The organism is Leptospiraceae bacterium (genome assembly GCA_016708435.1).
In the GTDB taxonomy this organism is placed as follows: Bacteria; Spirochaetota; Leptospiria; order Leptospirales; family Leptospiraceae; genus UBA2033.
Genome location: JADJFV010000008.1, coordinates 127783 through 145755 on the forward strand (window position 1 = coordinate 127783; position 17973 = coordinate 145755).

Sequence of the window (17973 nt, forward strand, 5' to 3'; positions counted from 1 at the left end):
AAAAATCGATAAAATATTTATTGCCTAAATTCTTAATTCAATAGACGCTACTTCTACGGAGACATCTATGAAATTTATTCGTTTATCCAAACAAAATCTATTGAAAATTCTACTCGCCTTTAGCTTACTTTTCTTTTTTTCAGGAAAAGAAATCGAAGATGCGGAAATTCCTGATTCACCGCTATCTCTGACGGCCGGCGATGGAGCGGGTCTTGTATTAAAAGGCTATGAGTCTAACACTGTGTTAGATGGCTTTATTGCATTCACCGAAATCAAATTAAAATTCTACAATCCCGAAAATCGCCAGAGAGAAGGGCGGTTTAGAATCACTCTACCGGATAACGCTCATTTGGCTCGCTTTGCTATGCAGATAGATGGACGCTGGCAAGAAGGCGAAGTTGTTGAAAAAGAAAAAGCAGTTCGGGCATATGAAGATTTTCTTCATCGAAAACAAGATCCGGCACTTCTTGAATCGGATGCAGGCAATGAATTCAGTGCGCGAATCTTTCCTATTCCTGCCAAAGGGGATAAGGATTTAATTGTTTCGTATTCTACTGTTTTAGATACCGAGCCTCCGCAGTATACAATTCCACTTGTTGGACTTCCTGAAATTGATAATTTTAAAGTTACTGTTCTTTACGATGAAAAAGAATTTCAACAGGAAAATCAAAAAGCAACTCCAGCGAAAGACGAAGGAAATACAGTAAACAGAAAAGTATTTTCCATTCAAAAGAAAAATTATAAACCAGAACGAGATTATGCATTTGAGCACAAAACAAAGGGTAACCTCTACTTAAAGAATGAATCTTTGTTTGCACTTCATTTTGTTCCATTCAAGGAATCATCTAGTGAAAAATTTAAATCGGAGAAAGGAGTTTTTTTAATTGATACTTCTGCATCTGCTGCGATTCGTTACAAAGAGCATTTGGAAAAATTAGAAGAAGTCATTAAAAAGCTTGGTCTTAAAGAAGTTCATATCTTCGGCTTTGACAATAAGCTTACCTATTACGGCGATTCCATTGAAGACTTAAAGAAGTTAGAAAAAATTCTTCCTCTAGGAGCGAGTAATCTCTATTCTGCGCTCAAAGGAATTTCCTCTAAGGCAGACGTAAAGGACGCAAGGTTATTTTTAGTTTCTGATGGCGTTGCCACTGCTGGAAATATTGAGAAAGCTAAGATTGCCGAATTAGTCAAGAGTCAAAAGTGGATTAGCCGCTTGGATTTTATCGTTCCCGGCACGTATAAAGATGCAGGCTTAATTAAGAAAATAATTCCTCTAGGAAAAAATCCTGGCACAAGTGTTGAGCTAGGAGATGAGTTAGATTCTATTCTTAAAAAGATAAATCGAAAAGTCTACACTGACAATAAAATTTCTATCGCAGGGGCAAAGTGGTTTTATCCGGATACTCTGGATTCGATTCAACCAGGTGATCCTGTAGTTGTATTTGGTGAGTTAAAAGATAAAAGTGGCAATCCATCAAAGGACATTCAGTTCAACGGAAAGCCTGTGGATAGTTTTACCAATCTTACAATGGATGAATTGCTACTCGAGCGTGAAGCAATGGCAGCGCGTATCAATCGCCTCATTGACTTATCCGAGAAAGAACAAAATGAAGATACCGCAAAAGGATTTGAACTACAAGCACGTGAGCTTTCGATTAAGCATAGAATTCAATCTCCTTATACTTCCTTTTTAGTTTTAGAAACCGAAGCAGATTATCAAAGATTTCAAATTACCCGTAATTCATTGACTAATATTTTAACCATTGGTGTTGGTGGGTTAGAGGTGATTAACCGCCGCAATTCTAAGAACTACGAATTCTTAAGCGAAGAAAAAATGGAAGAAGCAAGACGAACCAAACAAGAAGAAGCAAATCGACTTGCTAAAAATCATCCTAAGAAAAAAGCTAAAGGTAAAAATGGAAGCTCTTCTTCTGACACTTCGGCTAATGGGAATATGGCGATGAAAGATAGCTTGGACGATTACGACGAGGACATTGCTATGGAAGAAGAACCACGCAGAGCGAGTGATAAAATGTCTCCTCCACCAGCTAGTCAGCCAATGCGAGAGAAGGAAATGGATAGAAAAAAGATGGATGAATCACCTGTTTCAGGTAAAATATCCGTAGCCGATACAAAGCCTTCTCCTAAACCAGAAATGAAGTCAGAAGAATTAAAAAAAGAAATTTCCGTTGAGAAGCCACAACAAACTACGGCTAATACTGTTATACCAACAAGAGATGAAGTTGAACCACTTCCTGAAAGAGAAAAACGTAGACTGGAATCTATTCGTAGACCGCCACCTCGTCCCCGTCCTGAGCCAGAAGAGAAAAGAGAAAAGGTAGAGCCTTATACTGGAAATATGAAAAAGTTCCAGTCCTTACTAGATAAAAAAGAATTAAAGAAGGCTTATCAATTTGCTTTAGATTGGCGTATCAAAAGTCCGGATGATGCCTTAGCTCTAATTGCCCTTGGAGATGCATTCGACAAATTAGGCGATAAACCAAATACAATCCGCGCTTATACTTCTCTTGTAGATTATTTTCCTAAGCGAGCGGATATTCGTCGTTGGGCGGGAGAGAAACTTATGTCAATCGGAGAATACGATGATGCAATCGACACTCTAAATCATGCACTCACGCAACGTCCCGATCATCCTAGCAGTTACCACCTATTAGCCATTGCCTATATCAAAGATAAACAATACAAAGCAGCGGCAGGAGTTGCACTTAAAGGTATCAATTTCCAATTTGATGGAAGATTTGGTGCCGTGCATGATATTCTATACGATGACTTAGATTTGGCTTATAGTCTTGCTATGAAGACAGACTATAAAGATAAAGAATATTTTACAAAGATAAAATCTGAGTATAAGATTAAGCAGCTAACAAAGGAAATCCGCTTTATCCTGGTTTGGGAAACAGATGCCAATGACGTTGACTTTCATATCTATGATAAAAACGGAAACCATGCTTTTTATAGCTCGATGGAACTTGCCAGTGGTGGTGCGCTTTATGCTGATTTAACCGGTGGTTATGGTCCTGAATGTTTTCGTATTATCAATCCACTTGCATTTCCGTATAAGCTAGAAGCACATTATTATAGCCGTGGACCTATGGGCTATGGAATGGGGGCAGTTCAGATTATCCGCTATGATGGTGATAAAGATTTAGAAGTGGATACTCGTGATTATGTGATTATGAACGATGGCGCCTTTCTGGACTTGGGAAGCGTTAAGGAGTAGAATTTTCCTGAACTTCTCTAATCATCACTTGTAAACTAGTTTCAAGAGCATGGGAAATCTCTTTTTCTACATGGAGATTTCCCTCTTTATCTACTTTATTTCGTAAGAATTCAATGTGCACAGCAGCGTCTTCGATCATACGTGCAGACATTACGGATAACGTATTTGTTAAGGAAGCTTTTACGATTGGTGATGCATTCAATAAGGCAATTGGCTTTCCAATAAATTCTCCACTCGATACAACCCAATCAAGTGCATTCTTAAATACGCCCGGAATTCCATGAGCATATTCAGGACAGGAAATATAGAATCCATCGGCTAATGCTAATTCTCTGCGCCAAATTTTTACATTTGGTAAGACTTCCACTTTATCTAAGTCAGGATTAAAATGAGGAAGTTGATCTGTATGTATGCTAATTTTGAAATCTACATTCTTCGGTGCAAGCTTCGCAATTTCTTTTAAGGCGGCTAGATTCGATGAGCCTTTTCGCAGACTTCCGGATAGTCCAAGTAATTTAATTCTTTTTACCATTTGCAATGCTCAATATTAATTTCTGTCCATTGTAGCGCAATCATATTTGGGTGCATGTTTTCATCTTCTTTGAGTTTTAAAACTTTTGCTGATTTATTTAGCTCTTCAAATCCCCAATAGAATTTGTGACCACTGCGAGCTGTTGATAGATCGGGACAGTTGGCAAGTCCACTGTGATATGTGGGTGAATACTGTTTGCCTCTCTCGTCGATTAGAATATTGGATTGTAAAATGGTGCAGGCGCTATAGTCTTTTATGAATTCCATCTCGATGACTGTTTTACCCTTCCCTACACAAATTTTATTAACTCGAATTTCGTTGTAAGTGTTTACATGATTGATTTCACAGCATACAATGTCTCCCTTCAAGGGCTTTGGCTTTTCTACTTTTGGTTTTACTTTCATCTCTCCAATTCTAGCAAATACTGATACTGAAACCAAAGCAGCTAATAGTAATAATGCTTTTCTCATAATAACTCCTTTAAAATTTACAATGACTTACTGTTATATCATTCCAATACCAGAATTCCCAATTGGTAAAAGTAGGAGATAGGTTTTTGTTTTTATTTTCTGTAAGGTTTAGAGTAGAAATGCCTTTTTCTAATTTTTCAAAACTCCAGTAGAATTTGTATCCTGCATTTACTTGTAATATTTCGGGGCAGGTAGGGATATTTTTCATTCCAATCATTTGATAGGATTTCCCATTTTCATCAGTCAGTCCAATATCTGAAACATTCGAGCACATCGTATAGGGGATAATTACCTGTAGCTCTATTTTTGTAATATTATTTTCTATACAAATTTCTGTGATATTGATTTTATTTTTAAAGGTTCTCTGAATGGAGCAACATTTGTTTTTCTTTTCAGGGGCTACGTTTGGTTTTACGCTAGGCTGTGTTTGAATTTTAGCATAGAGAGCGGTAATGGATAGAATGAACATAATAGTGATTATGTGCGTCATGATGATTTCCTTTTATAGATTGCAATGTCCTACGGTTACATTTTTCCAAGCCCACCAATTCCATGCACCACTTGTTGGACTCGGGGCGCTAGCATCTTCTTCTATATTGATTGAATTTGTATTCTTGTCAATTTTTTCAAATTCCCAGGAGAAAAGAGTATGACCTTGAATTAAGTTCGCTTTGGGGCAATTGTTGATTCCGTGAATTGCAATCGGACTGTAGCTCTTTCCTTTATCGTCTACAAGGCTAATTCGATCCATATAGGAACAAGCATTGGCTGTATTCTCTAAATGCATATAGATGAGAGTTGACTGTTTTGTTTGGCAAAGTTTGATTAGCCGCACATTGTCCTGCTCCGTGGCATTTAAAGGACAGCAATCTGTTTTCTTTGTTACAATCGGTTTTTTAATTGGTTTCACACCCGGGTTGATGATGGTATATAGTTCACTTGATAGAAAAGTAAGAGAAAATAAAAGGAGGATTATATTAAATAGTCGCATATTTTTAAAGATTACGTTGAGAAATATTTAGATCATTCCAAAGAAAAATTGCCATTTCATCTTCTAACCCTTCACGCAAAGAATTTGTTTTAATTCGTATTCCACCTTGACTAAATCCTTTTGGTTATGAATTACTTCCTCAATATTTTTGTAAGCACCTGGAATTTCATCTAGAACTCCTCCATCTTTTCTACATTCTACACCCGATGTTTGCGCTTCCAAATCTTGAAGCGTATAATTCTTCTTAGCCTGTGTGCGGCTCATTCGTCTTCCTGCCCCGTGAGAAGCGGAGTGAAAAGATTCTGGATTTCCGAGACCACGCACGATATAAGATTTAGTTCCCATAGAACCGGGGATAATACCCCATTCTCCCTCGCGAGCAGAAATGGCACCCTTGCGGGTAACGACTACATTTTCCCCAAAATGAGTTTCTTCGGAAACATAGTTGTGATGACAAAGAATTGGCTCTTCAAATTTTATTTCTGGAAAGAATCCTTTGAGAATTGTTTTGTAAATTTCGAACATAGTTTGTCGATTTAATAAAGCATATCTTTGTGCCCAGAATAAATCTCTTCGGTAAGACTCCATCTCAGGTGTATTAGCTAGAAATACAGCGAGGTCGCGATCCGGTAAATAAGTATTATGCGACAATTTCTTTGCTACGCTGATATGAATTTCGGCGAGCGTCTTACCGATATTTCGCGATCCAGAGTGAAGCATCATCCAGACAGTATTTTGCGTATCTAAACAAAGCTCGATAAAATGATTTCCGCCACCGAGAGTTCCACATTGATACACAGCTTTTGATTCTAGTTTCATGACTTTCGGGTGAAGAGAACGGAATTCGGCAAACAACGAGTTTGTCCTACTTTGCACTTTGGGCTGCTTGTGCTCGTTAAATCCGACTGGAATTTTTTGTTCAATTTTATTTCGAATTTCAGTTAGGCTATCGGGTAACGCATCTGATTTTAGGTTTGTCCGAATCGCACCCATTCCACAACCGATATCAACGCCAACAGCTGCGGGGCTAATGGCATCTTTCATTGCTATCACTGATCCGACTGTTGCACCAATTCCAAAGTGAACGTCTGGCATAACGGCAACATGATGGAAAACCCACGGAAGACTCGCGATATTTTTGAGCTGAGTCAATGCCTCTGACTCTACATCGTCCAATTTTGTCCAAAGTTTTACTGGAACGGTTTTGCCTTGTAATTCAGAAATTGCCATTTGGATCTCCTTGTTTAAAATTCATAAAGCCATAAATAAATGGAAAGAACAATTGCTGTAATGATTAAACCATAAAAGAACGCCTTAAAAATAAATTCAATCTGAATACTAAATTCTTCGATAGAGGCTTGCTTTTCTTGGTAGGTTAATGTTTTTTTATGACGAATAGAATTTCCCTCTTTTGTAAAAATTAAGTGTTTAAGGAATATTCCCACTAGAAACATGATGATGAAAGCTAGAACGAGTGGAAATATGTATAGAAAAATCCATGTCGATAGATGAATAAAAAAAAGGGAAATGCTAAAATTCATTTTGTTTGATCGGATGATACAATCTAAAACTTCCTAAAATCAAACAGGCACTTTGAGTTATAGACTGAATCAATTGGTCTTCTGGTATTCTAATAATTTTCGAATGGTGGATACTTTCGTTATTCCACGTATCTCCATTAATTTGAAAAACCTTTTGCACCAACGAATCATTGACTAAAACTTCTAATATTTTCTTGGAGTCTTTGTCTTTGAGGGAGCCAAAGTAGATGTTCCAATTTTTTTCGTGCGGATAAAGAGCTTTCAAGGATTGGAGTATATACTGTGCTGCAGAAGGATTGTGTCCTGTATCAAATAATAGGATTGGATTCTTGCGGAGAATCTGCATTCGCCCCGGAATATTGTGGATAAGATCGATTGCCTCTTCTTTGATGAGAGGCTGATTCTTTCTAGCTAAGATATGGTTAACGATAAATAGCGCAAACTCTTTATTAAACGAAAGATAGTCTTTTTGGACTTGGTGGGGGGATACAATTAACTCAATGTTGTTTGCATTGCAAAAAGATTCAATGATTTTTAATTTGTATTCTTCCTGTAAGAATGTAAAAAGGATTTTTGTGTTATTACCAATAATTTTTAATTTTTCTAAGAGAATTTTTTCTTCCGTATTACCAAGAATTTCTGTGTGATCTAAACTAACTTCGGTTAATACAACTATGTTTGGATTGACTAACTTTGTTGCATCAAGTCGTCCACCAAGTCCGGCTTCATAAATCTCCGTCTTACATCCGTTATCCTTAAAAAAAAGAATCGAAAGAAAAGTAAAAAATTCAAAATAGGAAAGAGTTTTTAATCTTTCGATTTCTTCTTTGGCGAATGTATTTAATTTATGATTCATCCATTCATCTGAAATCATATCTCCATTTACCTGTATCCGCTCGTTTTGTATTATTAAATGTGGAGATGTATAAAGTCCTACTGGAGAACAGTTTTCTAAAGTCAAAAATAGCTGACTCAATGAGAAAGCAGTGGAACCTTTCCCATTTGTTCCGACTAGTGAAATACGAAGAGTATTCTCATTTGTTTTTAACAGATCAAAACTATCCAAAACGGATATAAATTCATCTAGAGAATAATCCTTGAATACATTGAAATTTCTGGTTTTTTCTAGGTTTGTTAAACTGGACAAAAATTGATTTATATTCAATTGCGATTTCCCTTTCTTTTAAGGATAATACTAATTATACCGTGATTATGTAAACACAAATTGCACACGTTCGCAATTGTAATCTGTAAGAGCACTCTCAAATACCTAGAGAAACTAGACGGAAGAAAAATCTGCTCTAACACGTAGATTTACAATAATTTACCGCACAAAAGATTAGTTTTTAACCTAATCAAGATATGAGAGGAAGAATTTTTTATCCTAAAGATCAAATCAATGAATGCAAAGAGTTTCCATCAAAGACAACAAGCTCAACTCTTTTAATTCCTGCGCGTAATATGGAGTTGTATCTTACTAGATTAGAAGATTTTGAAAATAGTCCCACAGACTATCTAACCTACTTACTTAAAAGTTATGGGTTCTGGATTCGCAATGGTATACTGGCTAAAAACTCAAAATTGGAAACGGCTTACCAAGAAGAAGGATTGGATTTGCAAAGAGTTGATTTTGTCCCTAAAGGAGAGGACTGGGCTGAGTTGAAATGTTTGAGAACTTTTTTGAATCGTAGTATGACTTGGATTTTCGTTCAACTTTTACTCCTAGACTCATTAGAAATTGCCAAACATCTTCCTGAAAAGTTAGCCGACTTTGTAGTTCCGAAGATATCCCAGTTTCGAGTAATGGTAAAAGTCATTTTATCGAGAAAGTTGCCTCTTTATACTAGAATTTTACGGCATACAAGAGATAAGGCAGGATAACAAAAAGATTCTTCTGATTAAACTTCCTTCTTCCACAAAAAACTTTCATCTCACTAGCGATAGCGATCAAGCCGTGGTCTCTTATTACTTGTTTTGATTTATACAAATTCTAGAGGCTAAGAGACCGTAGGTGCGAGCGCGGTCGATGGTTCGACTTCGTTAAACTATTGACTTAGCTCTTGACAGATTTGCAAGTCGAATCAGCGAATCGCCCAGAATAATAGTTAGAAGCTAACTTTGTTTTATCCCTCCATAGTAATTCCAACTTACTAATTCTTCAAAGCTTCGTCTCTCATCGGAAACCCAATCGATTGTATTTCGTTTTCCATCCTGATTGATATAGCCTAAGCGGTAAACAGCCATTAACTCATGCGTGTCGGGAACTTTTAATATTCTTAATATTTTTTCCCAATTCTCTGGAATCTCCATTGGCGTGGATACGAACTGTAAGCCTATTCCGAGAGAAGTAGCTGTTAACCAGATATTCTGTAATGCTGCTCCCATTGAGATGAGTGAATAGATTCCTGATTTTTCGCCTGGCTTGTATTCTTCTTTTCTTAGCATAAATCCAAGAAGGAGAGGGGATTCTGATACGATTTTTTTTGCATCTTTGCCCAGTATATTAGGCACACGTAGGAAGTTTAGAAATTTTACTCCATCGTCTCCGAATATTTTTGAAATAAATGGTCGAAGGATTGTTGGAATTTTATCAATGAAAATTCCGGACTTTGTTTCTTCGATTTCCGATTTCGAGAAGCGAAAGTATTTGAGGTAACGTTTGAAGAAAACACCTTTCGATATGAGTTGATTCATGGACTCTCCTGCAATTACTCCAATCTCTTTTCTTACTTTTTCATCTGTCACTAAAATGAAATCCCAAGGTTGACTGTTGAAATGCGATGGCGCTCGGTTTGCTGCCGTAATGATTTCGCGAATGTCTTCTTCTCTCAATGGTTCGTTTTTGAATGCTTTGTTTGTTGTTTTTCTTCGAATAATACTTTCTCTTAATTCCATTCTTGATTCTTTCTTTTGAAAACATTGTAAGTCAACGAATAAAACTGTAAATTTACTTGAAGAATTTTAGCATGTTTAGAATTCTATTTTTATGAAAATACATCCAACAGCTATCATTGATCCAAAGGCGGAACTGCATGAATCGGTAGAAGTAGGTCCCTACTCAATCATCGAAGGCGATGTGCAAATTGGAGAAGGTTCCTGGATTGAAAGCTGTGTTAGAATTTATTCTGGCACACGCATGGGAAAGTTTAACAAGATTCATCACACAGCAGTCATCGGTGGTCTCCCCCAAGATATTAGTTTTAAGGCAGAGACAAAAACGTATACTCAGATTGGTGACTACAATACATTTCGGGAAGGAATCATCATTCATAGGGCAACGAAAGATGGTGGGGCTACAAGTTTTGGAAATCGAAATTATCTTATGGGGCAAACACATATTGCTCACGATTGTTCTATGGGAGATGATAATATTCTTGTATTAAATGGACAGATTGCCGGACATTGTCATATCGGTAATAAAGTTTTTATCTCTGGTCTTGTAGGTATTCACCAGTTTTGCAATGTTGGTGACTATTCAATGTTAGCCGGATGTTCTAAAATAGTAAAAGATGTTCCTCCTTTCGTTACGATCGACGGGAATCCTGCTACTGTAATTGGTCTAAATTCTGTTGGTTTAAAACGAGCAGGATTTTCAAGCGATATCAGGAATAAAATCAAACATGCATACAAAATTCTTTATCATTCTAAGATGAACATTAAGCAGGCATTAGCGGCACTTAAATCCGAAAATGATCCAAGTCCGGAAGTGCAATATATTATTCGTTTTTTTGAAACTAGTGAAAGAGGAGTTACCGATCATCGGGAAATATGAGATTAATCGTCACCGGGGGAGCCGGTTATATAGGCAGTCACATCGTATGCGAGTTAAACGCTCGCACAAAACATGAAGTAGTCGTTGTAGATTCAATGGAAAAAGGTTCTGAAGTAAACTTATTTCCTCAAAATGAATTTATCAAGGGAGATATTGCGGATGACGCTATTCTAAAGAAAATCTTTTCTAAGAAAGTAGACGCAGTATTTCATTTTGCCGCATGGAAAGGAGCAGGGGAGTCAATGATTCTTCCTGAAAAGTATTCCATCAATAATCTAAACGGAACCTTGAAACTTCTAACAGCTATGTCAGAAAACAATTGTAAGAAATTTATCTTCTCTTCTTCTGCCGCCGTTTATGGTGCTCCTGTTTATCTTCCTATTGATGAAAAGCATCCTTTGAACCAAGAGAACTATTACGGTTATACCAAAGTAGCCATTGAAGAAAATCTCAAATGGTATGATAAATTAAGAGGAATGAAATTTGCCGCCTTACGCTATTTTAACGCTGCTGGCTATGATACACAGGGTAGAGTGCGTGGTCTAGAAAGAACTCCTGCTAATCTACTTCCTATTATTATGGAAACAGCTTCTGGTATGCGTGAGAGTTTTGAAATTTTCGGCGAAGACTATGATACTCCCGATGGAACCTGTGTCAGAGATTATATTCATGTTAGTGATCTTGCACTGGCTCATCTATTGAGTCTTGATTATATTATTGCCAATGAGAGTTCAATCACCATTAACCTCGGCTCCGAAAACGGCTACTCCGTAAAAGAAATCACTTCTATGGCAGAGCAAGTAGTAGGAAGACCAATTCCTCATAAGATTGGAGCTCGTCGTCCAGGAGATCCAGCAAAGCTTCTTGCTTCTTCTGCAAAAGCACGCGAACTCTTAAATTGGAAACCGGTATTCAGTGATTCCAAGACTCTTATAGAATCTATGTGGAATGTCTATCCTAGAGGATAACGGCTTATTTCATTCCCGAAATTCCACCCTTCGCTTGGCGGTTGCGTGAGCGAAGCGAAGGGTGGAATTTCGGGGGTGACAGATAAAATAATTTCCTTATATTCGAGTTCACATTATCGACTAAACTATAAAGAATTCCAATTTTCTAATTTCTTAATGAATTCAATGATTTTTGCTTCTTTTGCAAACGTGGATTCATCTAAATCACCTAGGGTGTAAACGATTTTCGATTTATCCTTTGCGCCTATTTGAATATTCAATTCGTTAAAACTAATTCCCACATTATTCTTTGTATCTTCATCTAGTTCTTTGCTTACGCCTAACGCATCAAAATCTTGAAGAGAATTCAAAAACTTCAAAGCTTTATCCTTCGGTATGAGATCGTCTATGACTTTCTTGTCTTGTGCTTCGCCTGCTATGAATTTACCTTCATAAGAATAATGAATACGAAGACAATTTCCTTCGTTGTTTAACACTATGCTCAAGTTAAATTGATACGGCGGAGAAACAGGACCCGATGATTCCTCCAATTCAATTTTCACTGAAACTAAATTTCCGTTTTCATCGATTAAGTTATTTCTTTTTACTTCTGACATTCTTTCTTTTCCTTTCAATACTCACTGATCTGCCCAAAAAAGCATCAGAGTTGCGGTAATTCATTATTTACTCCAACTAGCTAGAAATAAATAACAAATCCCGGCAACTCTATCTTATACTACAATGCTCAGCCCGAAATAAATGCTGCAAAACAAGGAGACGATTCCATCAAAGCTTTCTTTGCGATGTAACAGTATCCTTTATCGCCCCATTCTACTCCCCAGGAGTTTTTCACGATAAAATAGTTTCCGATATACCCAACAATTAACATTGAGTGACATCCATGCTTGCCGGAAGGCGCTTCTGCTTGTCGTAAAATTCCATCTCTACTAATTTTTTGAAATTCAGTTCCTGTGTTCATGTAAAATTCAACAGGTATTCCTTTCGAGAGTAATTTTTTTAGGTCTTCAATTCCAACATTCGCCGGCTTTAACTTGATCTTGTATTTTGCCGCGTCTGCATTCATTTCTTCTTCACTTACTTTTGGTTTTTTGTCATCGTTAGACCATAGTTTCGCACTGCAAATTCCATATTTAAGTAAATTCTTCAGTGGCTCAATGTTACCAGGAGTTCCATCGGCAGCAGCATGAGCTTTTTCGTAACTAGTGAATTTTCCAAGCAATTTATGTGTGCGCAACATTGTATAGTTGGTAGAGAGTTCTTCATGCTGTTTGTTAGCCATTATCCGCAGCATTTCAAAAGCATGTGTCATCGCATATGCCTTACAACGTCCGGTTTGTTTTTGATTTCCAATTGGAGAGCAATATTTTCTTAGATCCACAATGTCTTTCGGATCAACGTTTTTTAATTCGTCTGGAAGTTCTTGTGGTTTTGGTATTTTATCTGTTCTAGGAGGATCGACAATGTGAATATTTTTTGTATTGAAATCTTTTCCGAAAACGAGTAGCAAGATAGCAAGAGCTTCTGGTGTTAAGAATCCCAGTGGGCTAACTTCGCTACCATTTTTATAGAATTTGATTGTATCATAAGAGGCAGCACTTGGACTTTCAGCGGCTAATTTATCTTGATAACTACTAACCATTTGTTCTTCCACTGGTTCATATCCATCTTCAGTCATCCAATCATCAAATGATTCACCAAAGTGTTCGTTATCCGCAAATACTTTTCCGCCAAATTCTTCATAATCTTCTTGTGACCAATCCCCGTTATCCTCTTCTAGCCATTCGTCCTCTAATTCGTAATCGGAGGCTGTGGAAAATGCGTCATCATCGTCACCAAGATCATAGTCTAATTCTTCTCCATCATCTTCAGGCTCTTCTTCATCGGATTCTTCTTCCTCTGAATCCTCTTCTGCCTCTTCTTGTTCTTCGGAATTCTCATCTGATTCATCTGTTTCGTCAGATTCTTCTTCCTCCTCCTCCGAACTCTCTTCTTCTTCTTCCTGTTCTTCTGAATCCTCTTCCGGTTCATCGGACTCTTCTTCACCTTCTGTATCGTCAGATTCTTCTTCGCCTTCCTCGTCTGACTCTTCCTCTACTGATTCGTCGGATTCCTCTGTATCTTCTTCTCCGGAATCTTCTTCAGTATCGTCTGAGCCTTCATTGTCATCATCTTCTTCGTCAACGGCAAAGAGTTGAAGATCAATTGCATATATTGAATGTAAAACGTTTTCATTTTCTAAATCTATTAATGTTTTTGTCATAATCTCCATTTTTCCTACGGAATTTGTAATCAATTGAATCTGCTTATCAAAAAAGATTTTATCAGACCAATGATTAATAATATTTTTGCTTTCTAAAATTAGTCAGTAAAAAGAATACAATTTAATGAATGATATTCATGTCTCTTTTTTTTTATAATTTCTAATTCTTTTTAAGGAGTTATTTTATATTAGCCGCTAATTCTATTATTAGAAAATGATTTACCTGAGATAAAAGTATTGCAAATTGAACGATAATTTAAAATAAAGGGAGAAATACTTTATATTAATCATGATTTCTTTTTTAATTCTTTTTATTTGTATTTCTATTGGTGCCTTAGTTGGTTTCTTTGGACCGTTTCTAATTGCACAGTTTGATGAAAATCCTGCATGGGGATTTGTTCCAATGATAACGATTCCAGTTGGTATGGGAATAGGACTTGTTATTGGTATAATTATTATTATCCTCAAATATTTTTGTTGACCGAACTACTTATTTTTTATTCCATTCGATTATTCAGAAATAAATGGAGAGAACTATGAAATTTTCATCGCCCATTCTAAAAAGAGCTATTAAAGCGGATAAAACTAAATTGCCGGAATTACTCAAGATGATAAAAAAAACTGAGAATCCTTTTCTTATAGTTTCAGAAAGTGAAATGAATTACATTCAAGTATTCTGGACATCTAAGGGATATATTGTTGAATACCAAGAAGGTAGTATAAAAAAACACTTCGAGTCAGTTGAAAAAGTCACAATGACAGAAGCTAGAAAATCTATAGAGCTTTATATGGATGGTGACAAGTCTTGGAAAGATAGAATCGAATATGTTAAAATGAAAGTTCAGTAGCCTAATGCATTGCGCTTTCATCAAAACTTTTAATAGGAGTAATATACATGTATAATCAATTGACTTTCAATAGGAATCTAAAAAGGTAAGCGATATGCCATACGATATTACATTTTGCGTGGGACAAGATTGTCCTTTAAAAGAAAATTGCTTACGCTTTACAGGCGTTGCTTACGGTCGAACAGATTATTTTGGATGTATCCCGTATGATTTTACAAAGATGCAATGTGAGCACTATTGGGATGATAGACCTAGTGAGGATAATACCCGTTTGCTTGCCTATAAGCTTTGGCAGCAAGCAGGAAGTATTCCTGGAAAAGATTTAGATTATTGGCTTATTGCAAAAAATCAATTGATATACAATCTGCGAAATTCTTAATGGATAAAGGTTTTTATATGCTGTCAAGCGTTGAAGTTGAAATTCTAGTTGGAGCAGTAGAACAGGCAAGGGCAGAAGGAGAATTTCTATCTGCGAAATCGTCTTCTATTGCATGCAAAGAATCTAAGGAAGTCTATTCATGGAAGGATATTCATTCTACCAACTTTCCAGTATCTCAGGATTTATACGATGACTGGATTCTAAAAAACAAAGAGCCTATATCGTTCACCGATATTTCTGAACAGATTAAAATGAAATCTATTTCTGACGCGGAGTTTGGAGTTTTGAGTGAGACTATTGAAAATAAATGGTCTATTTTGTATTCTTTCACTAGACCCGGCATATCGGATAATGGAAAATTTGCGCTTGTGCAGATAACAGCGTTCTGCCCTTCCGGTCCTCCGAATTATGGAAGCATTTACTTACTAGAAAAATCTGAAATTGGTTGGACTGTAAAATATAACTATGGGTTATACAATCAATAGCTATCTTCGAAGAGCAAGGATCAGAACTGTTATGTCCAAAGCTAGCAAAGGGAAAAGAAGATAAATCATTAGATTAAATTGGGACTCGATCAAGTAAGTTGTAAACTTATTCTTACCAATCACTTTTTCTAGCACACTGACTGTGCTATCCGATGCATCGTTGAAATCTATCTGCACAAGATAGAATACGATATAAACAAAATTCATTCCAAAGAATAAAAGTAAATCCATTCCTTCAGGATCAGGAAAACTCATTGTATTTAAAAATGTCCAGCCGCTGTATAAGTGAAATCCAGTTACTAATATAAATCCTATTCCAAATAGGAACAGAAACCATCCATACGCTAGAAAGCGAAGTAGGAACATTAGGAATGTTATTATGATGAGCAATGTTTTAAGTAGAGTTAAAGTCATGTAGATTTTTTATTTATGTGAGAAATTTGTAGCAATAAACAAAGATTATCCACTATTCAGATAAACCGATCAGACTTTTAATAGTGCACCCTTCGAGAGCCTCCGGGTGACACTATGTCTAATTTTTCAAAAACGTTTGTAAATCCAATGGTGGATAATATTTAGTATCTGCTACTTATTTTTCTTCCTCGTCGTCGTCTTCGTCTTCTTCTTCATCTTCTTCAGACTCTTCACCTGAGTCTTCGATTTGCCAAGTTTCAGTTAAGGAGGCTAAGAATTCTTCCTCTTCCTCGGAAAGATCATCTACCCCAATTATTTCTCTAATATCATTTAAAACTTTTGCGAGTAGTGCAGAAGATAAATATTCTCCTACAAGAGTAATTGACTCTTCTAGTAGTTCTTCATTGTCTTCTTCTTTTGCACAATTTTTTAGAATTGCCTTTGCAGACATATCGACCCCAAGTTTTTCAAGAGTGGTCTGCATATAAGTAGAGATTTCATCGTATTCTTCTTCGCTAACTTCCCCGTCAGATCCAGCAGCGGCTAATATGATTAGTCCTAGTCTAAATTCTAGCGGATAATCACCCATAGCATCTAGCATTTCTTGATAATCTTCTTCACTCATATCCGCGAGTTCAGAATCATAATCTCCTGTAATGGAAGAGTCATCGCCCCAAGTAGATTCATCTACTTCGAAATTAGTAAGCTGTTTAATAATCCAACTATCTCCATCATTGTATTTTGGATTCACTAAATAATCATAAGGAATATAGCAATATCCGTTGTCTCCCCAATCTTCCCCCCAAGAATTTCTTACTATAAAAACTTTATCAGGATCTGAGTAACCAACGCATAACATCGCGTGTCCGCTATGTGATTCTCTTGATACTTCTGATGGAGTAGGAGCAGGAACTAATCCCGGTTTGCGCTGCGAATCAAATGAGTTAAATAAACTTAATCCAAATATGATTGGATGTCCTTCTGCTAATGCTTGCTTCCATGCATCTAAACTGACTGGAACTAATTGCATATCTTCTACTACAAAATTTGCTGCTTCTTCGTAAGCTTCTTCTGGAGGTTGTTCGCTATACTTGTCGATTTCATACGGCCAAGTATTTTCTGAGCAAGCACCTTTTTCTTTCAGGCTTTCTATCGCAGATGTAATCACGCATCCCGCATCTTCATCCGCGGTTCCATCTAATTCCCTTGCATTATAATAAATGAAAAGTCTGCTTACATCGTAATTGTCTGTGCCTTTGTGTTTCTTTACCAAATATTCATAAGCACCGGCTACTGCATTTGCCACACAACTCCCAATCTCACTTTGATCTTCTACTTTTGTCATATACTTTCTAAGATCGACTTTGGGAGGTAGTTTACTTGGAGCACTACTGCTTGCTGCATACTGCTTGGATCCTGCTTTCGGCTTTGCAGCTTTATATCCATGAACTTTTCTGGATGAACCGTCTGCACGATTGATTGTTAAATTAGCCATTTTTATTCCTTTGATTATAAAATTTAAATGAGAAAGAATTTCAAAATACTTTTATGAAATTTTCATAACTAAGCCCATTAAAAAGCAGTTAAGTATTTATTAAATGAAAAATAGAGTATAAGCAAAATAATCTTTGCCTCTACTAAATTTGGTGAGTTAATTTGTATTATGCGAAAGTTGAACAGACTATTGCGGTTAATGCGAAGTAGTTTTAAAAAATAATTTTATTTGTTTCTGTGCACATATTTAATAATTATATACAAAAAAATAAGAATAAAGTTACTTGTAATATTCGTTGGATTCAATTCCGACATTAAATACTTCAAAATTAAAGGAAATTAAAAATGAACATAGATAAAGCAGTAGATAAAGCGTTTGCAACAAAGTCATTAAAGGAAATCGCAGATTCACCTGTAGATGCTCTGAAAGGTGTAAGTGAAGGGGATGCTGAACTCTTGCAAAAAGCATTCAATGTTAAAACAGTAAGAGACCTAGCTGAGCTTAAATATGTGAAATGGGCGCAAGCAATTGTAGCTTTATCTGACACAGAATCTTAGAAAATACTTTTTCCCTA

The 17973-nt window shown here is 36.5% G+C and carries 21 protein-coding genes; 9 read left to right on the top strand and 12 right to left on the bottom strand.

Annotation, left to right across the window (positions count from 1 at the left end; translation table 11 throughout):
• Positions 1-67 precede the first annotated feature (67 nt).
• Positions 68-3244, top strand: a complete 3177-nt coding sequence (locus IPH52_13765; protein MBK7056091.1) for a tetratricopeptide repeat protein — start codon at positions 68-70, stop codon at positions 3242-3244.
• Here the strand turns inward: IPH52_13765 and IPH52_13770 are convergent.
• From IPH52_13770 to IPH52_13800, 7 genes are all read right to left on the bottom strand, one after another.
• Positions 3234-3776, bottom strand: a complete 543-nt coding sequence (locus IPH52_13770) for an NAD(P)H-dependent oxidoreductase (protein MBK7056092.1) — start codon at positions 3774-3776, stop codon at positions 3234-3236. The genes IPH52_13765 and IPH52_13770 overlap by 11 nt on opposite strands.
• Positions 3770-4246 carry a hypothetical protein gene (locus tag IPH52_13775; protein ID MBK7056093.1) on the bottom strand — a complete coding sequence of 159 codons (477 nt, stop codon included), beginning with the start codon at positions 4244-4246 and terminating at the stop codon, positions 3770-3772. The genes IPH52_13770 and IPH52_13775 overlap by 7 nt, the downstream gene beginning before the upstream one ends.
• Before the next feature lie 10 nt (positions 4247-4256).
• Positions 4257-4736: a hypothetical protein gene (locus IPH52_13780; GenBank protein MBK7056094.1), complete on the bottom strand. Its 480-nt coding sequence runs from the start codon at positions 4734-4736 to the stop codon at positions 4257-4259.
• A gap of 12 nt (positions 4737-4748) precedes the next feature.
• Positions 4749-5156 carry a hypothetical protein gene (locus tag IPH52_13785; protein ID MBK7056095.1) on the bottom strand — a complete coding sequence of 136 codons (408 nt, stop codon included), beginning with the start codon at positions 5154-5156 and terminating at the stop codon, positions 4749-4751.
• Positions 5157-5300: 144 nt separating this feature from the next.
• Positions 5301-6467, bottom strand: coding sequence for an RtcB family protein (locus tag IPH52_13790; protein ID MBK7056096.1), 1167 nt, complete (start codon positions 6465-6467; stop codon positions 5301-5303).
• A gap of 14 nt (positions 6468-6481) precedes the next feature.
• Complete coding sequence (locus IPH52_13795; GenBank protein ID MBK7056097.1) at positions 6482-6778, bottom strand: hypothetical protein; 297 nt, start codon at positions 6776-6778, stop codon at positions 6482-6484.
• Entirely contained in the window at positions 6768-7943 is a 1176-nt protein-coding gene (locus tag IPH52_13800) for a bifunctional folylpolyglutamate synthase/dihydrofolate synthase (protein ID MBK7056098.1), read from the bottom strand. The genes IPH52_13795 and IPH52_13800 overlap by 11 nt, the downstream gene beginning before the upstream one ends.
• 197 nt (positions 7944-8140) lie before the next feature.
• Here IPH52_13800 and IPH52_13805 point away from each other — a divergent pair, with 197 nt between their 5' ends.
• Positions 8141-8659, top strand: coding sequence for a DUF1564 family protein (locus IPH52_13805; protein ID MBK7056099.1), 519 nt, complete (start codon positions 8141-8143; stop codon positions 8657-8659).
• A 231-nt stretch (positions 8660-8890) separates the two neighbouring features.
• On the opposite strand, the gene IPH52_13810 is transcribed toward IPH52_13805, so the two are convergent.
• Entirely contained in the window at positions 8891-9673 is a 783-nt protein-coding gene (locus tag IPH52_13810; GenBank protein MBK7056100.1) for a nitroreductase family protein, read from the bottom strand.
• Between the two features lie 91 nt (positions 9674-9764).
• On the opposite strand from IPH52_13810, the gene lpxA reads away from it, so the two are divergent.
• A complete protein-coding gene (lpxA, locus tag IPH52_13815) occupies positions 9765-10550 on the top strand; it encodes an acyl-ACP--UDP-N-acetylglucosamine O-acyltransferase (protein MBK7056101.1) in 786 nt (261 codons plus the stop codon).
• A complete protein-coding gene (galE, locus tag IPH52_13820) occupies positions 10547-11518 on the top strand; it encodes a UDP-glucose 4-epimerase GalE (GenBank protein MBK7056102.1) in 972 nt (323 codons plus the stop codon). Before lpxA ends, galE begins: the two co-directional genes overlap by 4 nt.
• A gap of 125 nt (positions 11519-11643) precedes the next feature.
• Here galE and IPH52_13825 read toward each other — a convergent pair whose 3' ends face one another.
• Positions 11644-12114: a hypothetical protein gene (locus IPH52_13825; GenBank protein MBK7056103.1), complete on the bottom strand. Its 471-nt coding sequence runs from the start codon at positions 12112-12114 to the stop codon at positions 11644-11646.
• A 128-nt stretch (positions 12115-12242) separates the two neighbouring features.
• The gene (locus IPH52_13830) at positions 12243-13778 is read right to left on the bottom strand and encodes a C1 family peptidase (GenBank protein MBK7056104.1); all 1536 of its coding nucleotides are present in this window, start codon (positions 13776-13778) and stop codon (positions 12243-12245) included.
• Positions 13779-14067: 289 nt separating this feature from the next.
• On the opposite strand from IPH52_13830, the gene IPH52_13835 reads away from it, so the two are divergent.
• From IPH52_13835 to IPH52_13850, 4 genes are all read left to right on the top strand, one after another.
• Positions 14068-14259 (top strand): hypothetical protein, encoded by a 192-nt coding sequence (locus tag IPH52_13835; protein MBK7056105.1) that lies wholly within the window; start codon positions 14068-14070, stop codon positions 14257-14259.
• 55 nt (positions 14260-14314) lie between these two features.
• Positions 14315-14626 (top strand): hypothetical protein, encoded by a 312-nt coding sequence (locus IPH52_13840; protein MBK7056106.1) that lies wholly within the window; start codon positions 14315-14317, stop codon positions 14624-14626.
• A 94-nt stretch (positions 14627-14720) separates the two neighbouring features.
• On the top strand, positions 14721-15005 hold the full coding sequence (locus tag IPH52_13845; GenBank protein ID MBK7056107.1) for a DUF2934 domain-containing protein: 285 nt from the start codon (positions 14721-14723) through the stop codon (positions 15003-15005).
• On the top strand, positions 15005-15490 hold the full coding sequence (locus IPH52_13850) for a hypothetical protein (protein MBK7056108.1): 486 nt from the start codon (positions 15005-15007) through the stop codon (positions 15488-15490). The genes IPH52_13845 and IPH52_13850 overlap by 1 nt, the downstream gene beginning before the upstream one ends.
• Here the strand turns inward: IPH52_13850 and IPH52_13855 are convergent, their stop codons facing one another.
• A complete protein-coding gene (locus IPH52_13855; protein MBK7056109.1) occupies positions 15491-15904 on the bottom strand; it encodes a hypothetical protein in 414 nt (137 codons plus the stop codon).
• Between the two features lie 175 nt (positions 15905-16079).
• A complete protein-coding gene (locus tag IPH52_13860; protein ID MBK7056110.1) occupies positions 16080-17399 on the bottom strand; it encodes a peptidase C1 in 1320 nt (439 codons plus the stop codon).
• A 344-nt stretch (positions 17400-17743) separates the two neighbouring features.
• On the opposite strand from IPH52_13860, the gene IPH52_13865 reads away from it, so the two are divergent.
• Positions 17744-17956, top strand: coding sequence for a hypothetical protein (locus IPH52_13865; GenBank protein ID MBK7056111.1), 213 nt, complete (start codon positions 17744-17746; stop codon positions 17954-17956).
• Positions 17957-17973 lie beyond the last annotated feature (17 nt).

What these genes read in the sequence shown, in the direction of transcription:
- IPH52_13810 (MBK7056100.1), bottom strand. Translation starts at nt 9,673, where the DNA reads ATGGAATTAAGAGAAAGTATTATTCGAAGAAAAACAACAAACAAAGCA.
- IPH52_13850 (MBK7056108.1), top strand. Translation starts at nt 15,005, where the DNA reads ATGGATAAAGGTTTTTATATGCTGTCAAGCGTTGAAGTTGAAATTCTA.
- IPH52_13825 (MBK7056103.1), bottom strand. Translation starts at nt 12,114, where the DNA reads ATGTCAGAAGTAAAAAGAAATAACTTAATCGATGAAAACGGAAATTTA.
- IPH52_13835 (MBK7056105.1), top strand. Translation starts at nt 14,068, where the DNA reads ATGATTTCTTTTTTAATTCTTTTTATTTGTATTTCTATTGGTGCCTTA.
- IPH52_13865 (MBK7056111.1), top strand. Translation starts at nt 17,744, where the DNA reads ATGAACATAGATAAAGCAGTAGATAAAGCGTTTGCAACAAAGTCATTA.
- IPH52_13795 (MBK7056097.1), bottom strand. Translation starts at nt 6,778, where the DNA reads ATGAATTTTAGCATTTCCCTTTTTTTTATTCATCTATCGACATGGATT.
- IPH52_13765 (MBK7056091.1), top strand. Translation starts at nt 68, where the DNA reads ATGAAATTTATTCGTTTATCCAAACAAAATCTATTGAAAATTCTACTC.
- IPH52_13855 (MBK7056109.1), bottom strand. Translation starts at nt 15,904, where the DNA reads ATGACTTTAACTCTACTTAAAACATTGCTCATCATAATAACATTCCTA.
- lpxA (MBK7056101.1), top strand. Translation starts at nt 9,765, where the DNA reads ATGAAAATACATCCAACAGCTATCATTGATCCAAAGGCGGAACTGCAT.
- IPH52_13845 (MBK7056107.1), top strand. Translation starts at nt 14,721, where the DNA reads ATGCCATACGATATTACATTTTGCGTGGGACAAGATTGTCCTTTAAAA.
- IPH52_13840 (MBK7056106.1), top strand. Translation starts at nt 14,315, where the DNA reads ATGAAATTTTCATCGCCCATTCTAAAAAGAGCTATTAAAGCGGATAAA.
- IPH52_13860 (MBK7056110.1), bottom strand. Translation starts at nt 17,399, where the DNA reads ATGGCTAATTTAACAATCAATCGTGCAGACGGTTCATCCAGAAAAGTT.
- IPH52_13790 (MBK7056096.1), bottom strand. Translation starts at nt 6,467, where the DNA reads ATGGCAATTTCTGAATTACAAGGCAAAACCGTTCCAGTAAAACTTTGG.
- IPH52_13805 (MBK7056099.1), top strand. Translation starts at nt 8,141, where the DNA reads ATGAGAGGAAGAATTTTTTATCCTAAAGATCAAATCAATGAATGCAAA.
- IPH52_13775 (MBK7056093.1), bottom strand. Translation starts at nt 4,246, where the DNA reads ATGAGAAAAGCATTATTACTATTAGCTGCTTTGGTTTCAGTATCAGTA.
- galE (MBK7056102.1), top strand. Translation starts at nt 10,547, where the DNA reads ATGAGATTAATCGTCACCGGGGGAGCCGGTTATATAGGCAGTCACATC.
- IPH52_13770 (MBK7056092.1), bottom strand. Translation starts at nt 3,776, where the DNA reads ATGGTAAAAAGAATTAAATTACTTGGACTATCCGGAAGTCTGCGAAAA.
- IPH52_13830 (MBK7056104.1), bottom strand. Translation starts at nt 13,778, where the DNA reads ATGACAAAAACATTAATAGATTTAGAAAATGAAAACGTTTTACATTCA.
- IPH52_13780 (MBK7056094.1), bottom strand. Translation starts at nt 4,736, where the DNA reads ATGACGCACATAATCACTATTATGTTCATTCTATCCATTACCGCTCTC.